Source organism: Pseudomonas sp. ENNP23 (genome assembly GCF_001728945.1).
GTDB lineage: Bacteria > Pseudomonadota > Gammaproteobacteria > Pseudomonadales > Pseudomonadaceae > Metapseudomonas > Metapseudomonas otitidis.
Window position 1 is genome coordinate 109,776 of record NZ_LYSP01000012.1, and the last position, 6,638, is coordinate 116,413.

General features: G+C 68.0%; 7 protein-coding genes and 2 pseudogenes. 6 read left to right on the top strand and 3 right to left on the bottom strand.

Annotation, left to right across the window (positions count from 1 at the left end):
* The first annotated feature begins 1 nt into the window (after nt 1).
* From A9G05_RS09510 to A9G05_RS28420, 5 genes and pseudogenes are all read left to right on the top strand, one after another.
* Nucleotides 2-811 (top strand): protein-glutamate O-methyltransferase CheR, encoded by an 810-nt coding sequence (locus A9G05_RS09510; protein ID WP_069560733.1) that lies wholly within the window; start codon nt 2-4, stop codon nt 809-811.
* Complete coding sequence (locus A9G05_RS09515) at nt 804-1,313, top strand: chemotaxis protein CheD (protein ID WP_069560734.1); 510 nt, start codon at nt 804-806, stop codon at nt 1,311-1,313. Before A9G05_RS09510 ends, A9G05_RS09515 begins: the two co-directional genes overlap by 8 nt.
* On the top strand, nt 1,310-2,389 hold the full coding sequence (locus tag A9G05_RS09520) for a chemotaxis response regulator protein-glutamate methylesterase (protein WP_069560735.1): 1,080 nt from the start codon (nt 1,310-1,312) through the stop codon (nt 2,387-2,389). The genes A9G05_RS09515 and A9G05_RS09520 overlap by 4 nt, the downstream gene beginning before the upstream one ends.
* Before the next feature lie 127 nt (nt 2,390-2,516).
* A pseudogene (locus A9G05_RS28415) lies at nt 2,517-3,281 on the top strand (PAS domain-containing protein); the annotation flags it as partial.
* Nucleotides 3,282-3,398: 117 nt separating this feature from the next.
* Nucleotides 3,399-3,851: pseudogene (locus A9G05_RS28420) on the top strand (methyl-accepting chemotaxis protein); the annotation flags it as partial.
* 42 nt (nt 3,852-3,893) lie between these two features.
* Here A9G05_RS28420 and A9G05_RS09530 read toward each other — a convergent pair.
* From A9G05_RS09530 to A9G05_RS09540, 3 genes are read right to left on the bottom strand one after another with little or no spacing between them, the layout of a single operon-like run.
* The gene (locus A9G05_RS09530; protein WP_069560736.1) at nt 3,894-4,841 is read right to left on the bottom strand and encodes a DUF4880 domain-containing protein; all 948 of its coding nucleotides are present in this window, start codon (nt 4,839-4,841) and stop codon (nt 3,894-3,896) included.
* Nucleotides 4,842-4,886: 45 nt separating this feature from the next.
* Nucleotides 4,887-5,432, bottom strand: coding sequence for an RNA polymerase sigma factor (locus A9G05_RS09535; RefSeq protein WP_069560737.1), 546 nt, complete (start codon nt 5,430-5,432; stop codon nt 4,887-4,889).
* On the bottom strand, nt 5,429-6,058 hold the full coding sequence (locus tag A9G05_RS09540; protein ID WP_069560748.1) for a hypothetical protein: 630 nt from the start codon (nt 6,056-6,058) through the stop codon (nt 5,429-5,431). The genes A9G05_RS09535 and A9G05_RS09540 overlap by 4 nt, the downstream gene beginning before the upstream one ends.
* A gap of 215 nt (nt 6,059-6,273) precedes the next feature.
* Between A9G05_RS09540 and A9G05_RS09545 the strand changes: the two genes are divergently transcribed.
* Complete coding sequence (locus A9G05_RS09545) at nt 6,274-6,576, top strand: hypothetical protein (RefSeq protein ID WP_069560738.1); 303 nt, start codon at nt 6,274-6,276, stop codon at nt 6,574-6,576.
* Nucleotides 6,577-6,638: the final 62 nt, after the last annotated feature.

The following is a 6,638-nucleotide window of genomic DNA, read 5'->3' on the forward strand; positions in this document are numbered from 1 at the left end:
CATGACCGATCTCAGCCTCTCCAACCGCGAGTTCCAGCAGTTCCGCGGGATGATCCACGAGATCGCCGGCATCGCCATGTCGGAGGCCAAGCGCCAGCTCATCGCCGGCCGCCTGAACAAGCGCCTGCGCCATTTCGGCCTGGGCAGCTACGGCGACTACTACCAGTTGCTGATGAAGGACAAGGGCGAGCTGCAGATTGCCGTCGACCTGCTCACCACCAACGAGACCTACTTCTTCCGCGAGCCCAAGCACTTCGAGTTCCTGCGCGAAAAGCTCGGCACCGAACTGCGCAGCGGCAGCGGCCCGCTGCGCATCTGGAGCGCCGCCTGCTCCAGCGGCGAGGAGCCCTACACCCTGGCCCTGCTGCTGGCTGACGCTGTTGCCGCCCGCCCCTGGGAGATCCTCGCCTCGGACATCAGCACCCGCATCCTCGACAAGGCGTGCGCCGGGCTTTACCTCCTGGAGGACGCCGAAGGCATCCCCAGCGACCTGCGCCAGCGCTTCTGCCTGAGGGGCACCGGGCGCAACGAAGGGCTGTTCACCCTGGACCCGGCACTCAAGCGCCGCGTGCAGTTCCGCCAGATCAACCTCAACAACGCCCTGCCGGACGTGGGCCTGTTCGACGTGATCTTCCTGCGCAACGTGATGATCTATTTCGACACCGACACCAAGCGCCAGGTGGTGAAGCGCCTCTGCGCGCACCTGCGCCCCGGCGGCTACTTCCTGGTCAGCCATTCGGAGAGTCTCAACGGCATCAGCGACGAGCTGCAGTCCGTGCGCCCGTCGATCTACCGGAGGCCCCATGCGTAAGCCCCAGGGCGTCATCGAGGTGTTCCTGCAGCCGGGCGAGTTGTATTTCGGCGACCGCTACACCCGCCTGCGCACCCTGCTGGGCTCCTGCGTCTCCATCGTGCTCTGGCACCGCGAGGCGCTGCTGGGGGGCATGTGCCACTACATGCTGCCCACCTGCCGCCACCCGGGGCGCGAGCCGGACGGACGCTACGCCGATGCCGCCCTGCACCAGTTGCTGCAGGAGATCCGCAACAGCGGCACCCAGGCCAAGGACTACCGCATCAGCCTGTTCGGCGGCGGCAACATGTTCGGCGCCCGCGAGCGCCGGCACATCGGCCAGCAGAACGTCGAAGCCGGCCTGGCCCTGCTGGCCGCCCACGGCCTCACCTGCCACACCCGCCACGTCGGCGGCGGAGGCTACCGCAACCTGATCTTCGATGTGTGGAGCGGCAACGTCGCGCTCCGCCACCCCAACCCGCAACAAGTTGCCAGTCGGCGCTACGAGGCCTGCTCGCCATGAACAAGATCAAGGTGATGATCGTCGACGACTCCGCCGTCGTTCGGCAGGTACTGACCGGCAGCCTGTCCGGTCACAGCGGCATCGAGGTGATCGGCGCGGCCGCCGACCCGCTGTTCGCCCTCGAGCGGATGAACCGCAACTGGCCGGACGTGATCGTGCTGGACGTGGAGATGCCGCGCATGGACGGCATCTCCTTCCTGAAGAAGCTGATGGCCGAACGGCCCACGCCTGTGGTGATCTGCTCGACCCTGACCGAGAAAGGCGCCGCCACCACCATGGAGGCCCTGGCCGCCGGTGCCGTGGCCATCGTCACCAAGCCCCAGGGCAACCTGCGCCAGTTCCTCATCGAGGCCACCGAGGAGCTGGTGGGGGCCATCAAGGCCGCGTCACAGGCACGCCTCAAGCGGCTGCCCGGTGCCACGGCTGCCCCCGCACACGCCCTGGAACCGAAACTCACCGCCGACGCCATCCTGCCGGCTGCCGGGCCGGGCGCCATGACCCGCACCACAGAACGCATCGTCGCCCTGGGCACCTCCACCGGCGGCACCCAGGCCCTGGAATACGTGCTCACCGCCCTGCCCCGGGTCTGCCCGGGCATCGTCATCGTCCAGCACATGCCGGAGAAATTCACCGCCGCCTTCGCCGCACGGCTGAACGGCCTCTGCCAGATCGAGGTGCGCGAGGCGCGCCACGGCGACCGTGTGGTCCCTGGACGCGCGCTGATCGCACCCGGTGGCCGGCACATGCTGCTCAAGCGCAACGGTGCGCAGTACGTGGTGGACATCGTCGACGGACCGCCGGTGTCCCGGCACAAGCCCTCGGTGGACGTGCTGTTCCGCTCCACGGCCCGCGCCGCCGGCGCCAACGCCACCGGCATCATCATGACCGGCATGGGCGACGACGGTGCACGCGGGCTGCGGGAAATGTACGAGGCCGGTGCCTACACTCTGGGTCAGGACGAGGCCACCTGTGTGGTCTACGGCATGCCCAAGGAAGCGCGCAAGCTGGATGCGATTCACCGGGAAATCCCCCTGGAGCAGGTCCCGGCCTACATCCTGAGGGGCGACCGCCCCTGATTTCGCGGTCCGGCGATGCGCAGTCGGCGACATTCCCACTCCGTCGCCGGTGTCGCTGGGCCCTTTTGAATGCGGGCGGGTGTGTTGAACACACCCGCCCGACGCAGCCCTGGAGCGAAACGAGATGATGCTATTCAGTGCCGCCCTGAAAAACGAACTTGCCCAGTGCCAGGACGCACTGGCTGAAGCCACGGCACTGCGCCAAGCGCTGGACCGCTCCCAGGCCATCATCGAGTTCCTGCCCGACGGCACCATCGTCTCGGCCAACGATAACTTCCAGCGCACCATGGGCTACCGCCTGGACGAGATCGTCGGCCGGCACCACCGCCTGTTCTGCGAGCCCGCACTGGCTGCCAGCGCCGAATACCGGCGCTTCTGGGAACGGCTGAGCCAGGGCGAGTTCATCCGCGAGCGCTTCCTGCGGCTGGACAAGCAAGGGCGCGATGTGTGGCTGGAGGCCACCTACAACCCGGTGCGCGATGCTAGCGGGCGGGTGACCAAGGTGATCAAGCTGGCTACCGACATCACCGCCAACCTCCTGCATGAACATGAGGAGGACGCGATCATCAATGCCATCAACCGCTCCATGGCGGTCATCGAGTTCAACCCGGCCGGCGAGGTGGTCGCCGCCAACGAGAACTTCCTGTCGGTAACGGGCTATCGCAAGCAGGACGTCATCGGCCAGCACCATCGGATTTTCTGCTCCCATGAAGAGTCCGGCAGTCCGGCCTACCAGCAGTTCTGGCAGCGGTTGAATCGGGGGGAATACTTCAGCGGGCGCTTCGAGCGCCGCAATCGCCACGGCGAGGTGATCTGGCTGGAGGCCAGCTACAACCCGGTGTTCGACCTGCGAGGCAGGCTCTACAAGATCGTCAAGTTCGCCTCCGACATCACGGCCCAGATGCTGGAGCAGCAGTCCGAGTCGGAGGCCGCCCACATGGCCTACGAGACCGCACGGCAGACGGACGCCGAGGCCCAGGGTGGCGCAGAAGTGGTGAACCGCACCGTGGCGCTGGTCCAGGGCATCGCCGGGGAGCTGAACCATGCCGCCGAACGCATCGGCGCAGTGAGCCAGCAATCCGACGTGATCAACAGCATCGTGCAGTCCATCCGTGGCATTGCCGACCAGACCAACCTGCTGGCCCTCAACGCCGCCATCGAAGCGGCTCGCGCGGGGGAGCAAGGCCGGGGCTTCGCCGTGGTGGCGGACGAGGTGCGCAACCTCGCGGCACGCACCGCACGGGCCACCGAGGAGATAGTCGAAGTAGTCAAGCGCAACCACGAACTGGCCCAGGAAGCCGTCAGCAGCATGCGCGAAAGCTGCGACAAGGTGGACCAGGGCGTGCAGTTGGCCAACCAGGCAGGCCGAGCCATCCAGAGCATCCAGGACGGCGCCCAGCGGGTGGTCGAGACCATCCAGCGTTTCACCAGCACCCTGCAGGGCGGTCCGACACCTAGCTGACCTGCAGACCACTTCAAGGCGTGGGTCGAATCGCTGCCTGGATCAGCCGACCAGCAACACCCCACCCGGCAGCTCGGCGACCCGAGCGCCGTAGGCATCACGGATCAACCCCGCCACCTGGGTAAGCTGGTCCAGACGGAAGCGGGCCTGCACCCGACGCTGGCCGAGTTCGCTGTTGAGCAGCAGGATCATCCCGGGCCGGTAGCGGTTGATCTCCTCGATGACCTCGGCCAGCGGGGTGTCGTCGAACACCAGCAACTGTCGCCGCCAGGCAGTGACCTGCTCCACGTCGAAGGGTTGCGGCTCGCCCCGCTGCTGTGGGTCATAACGCAACTGGCGCCCGGCGGGGAGCAGCAGGGCGTGGCCCTGCAGTACCACTGACAGGTTGCCTTCCAGGCAGGTGACGCACACCTGGCCTTCCCGCGCGCGCAGGTTGAAGCGCGCGCCCTGGGCGTCCACCGTGCCGCCGGCAGCGAGGATGCGCACCGGCACGCGGGCCAGCACGTCCACTTCGCCTTCGAGCACTTCCAGGTTCACCCGGCCGGCCCCCGTCACCTGACGCTTGATGTGGGTGTCGGTGTTCAGTTCCAGCACCAGCCCCTCGCCCGCTTCGATGCGGCGTTGTTCACCCACTGCGGTGCTGTAGTCGCCCCGGTCACGCAAGACAGGCCGCAGCATGACCAGCGCCACCGAGGCCGCAATGGCCCCTCCGAGGAAGGCGCGCCGGCCAATGCGACGGGATGGCAACGGAATCACCGGCGCGGCAGGCGAGGCCAGGCGCTCGGCCGCCGGCCCCAGGGCTTGCCACACGTCATGGGCCTGGCGAAACGCAGTCAGATGATCGGCGCTGCGGGCGCACCATTGGCGGAAGGCTTCAGCATCGCGCCCGGTGGCCTCGCCCGAGGTGAGGCGCAGCAACCAGGCATGGGCTTCGTCCCGCAGGGGATGGCGGCCGTCGGGGTCGGTGAGGCTCTGGAGGTCGTCGTTCAAGCGCGGGGACTCGGGTTGGATGATCGATTCGGCGCGTGCCTGTTCCTAGGACTGTTTTCCGGCACCGGGACCGAACCGCTGTACCACTTTTCTTTCCAGCCGACCGGCGCAATGACCCAGGGCAGCCTTGAGTTCCTTCTCCACCGTGCGGGTGGAGATGTTGAAGCGCCGCGCCAGTTCCTGGTGCGGGACCTCCTCCATCCGCGAGGCCACCAGAATCTGCCGACGGCGCGGGCTGAGCTCGGCCAGCGCCTCGACCAGGGCGAGGACTTCCACCTGGCCGCCGACGATCACCGCCGGGTCGCGGGGCTCTTCGACGCTTTCCAGCAGCGCCTGCACCTCGGCACCGGTCAGTAGCCGTGCATCCTGGGCACGGCGGTCGGCAGCCACGTTGAGCGCCATGCGGTAGAGGTAGGCGTCGGGGCGCTGCAGGTCCTCGGGCTCATCCATGCGCCCGACCCGCAGGTAGGTTTCGTGGAGCACGTCGCCAGCCAGGTCGTCGGACCCCAGGCGGCGACGCAGGCGCACCCGGAACTGCTCATACGAGGCCAGGAAGACCCGCAGCAGCCGGCCGGGGGCCTTGTCATTCATGTTCCCGCCGCGTTCATCCACGTCTCGCACTCCATGCCGGCGGCCGACTCCGGCACCACCAGCACCGTGATCGGCTGCGGCAGCGACGAAGGCGGCGCCCTGTCTGTCCTCATGTCCCTCAGGCGTTCCACCAGCGCCGCATCACGCATCAGGTCACCGGTACTGGCCAGCAGGCGGCTGTGCTCGACCCGCCCTCCCCGGCCGATCCACAGTTGCAGCGCGGCGCGGTAGCCGCCGGGCCGGGTCAACGGCTCGGCACACAGTGCCCGGCCAAGGGCCGTCTGCAGCACCCGGGCGAAGCTGCCCACGCCGCGCGGGGCCTGGGCCGTGCGTGACGCAGTCGTCGACGCCAGGCGGGCCGGCGCCAGGGTGAAGCCGTCGCTCCCGACGTGCAGTGCCATCAGCCCGGTACCTGCCAGCAGCCGCTCCAGTCCCTGGCGAAGGCCATGACACCCCCTCAGCGGTGCCGAGCGGCGCCCCCGTGTCAGCTCGCGGTCCACCAGCACGGCCAGGCCGGTGGCGGTGCCGTAGCGATCCAGCGCCGCAGCCAACGGCTGGGCTGGGATGTCGAAGTCCACCTGGCGCTCCGGCGCCTCGGCCCGGCACCAGGTGCTGACCAACAGCATCCAGCACGTCACCAGCAGGCAAACCCCGGCCATGACCCGGTTAGACATAGGGTGAACGACCCGCACTGAACGTCCGGGCACTGTCGTCCCGATTGGCTGTCCATGCTGACGAGCGTTCATGTCATTTGTGTGATCGGGTCTGCAAGAAAACCATCGCTGGCGCGGCCCGAGGAATTGCGTAGAGTCGCTGGCATGCCCCTTTTCCGGAGGTTCACATGCGTACCCTGTTCTGCACCCTGGCCCTGCTGGTCGCCGCCCCGGCACTGGCCGAGGACGCCCCACGCAACGGCGACTGCGTGGACGTGGAAGTCAACGGCTACAAGGCGCTGTCCTACGAATGCCTGACCGAAAGGCTGGCCAACCCCGAAGGCGAAGAGGCCGCCCGGCGCAATGCCGCGATGCAGCGTTCACCCCTGGAACGCAGCGCGCCCGGCCAGATGGGCCTGGCCACGCCGGCGGCGACGTCCGTGCGCATGGGCAATCAGTTCGGCCAGTCGGTGCACCCGCAGCGTCCCTGAGGGCGAGGATCCGTCCCCGCCGGGTTTCGGCTGCAGCATGGGAAGCCCGGAACGTAAAAAAA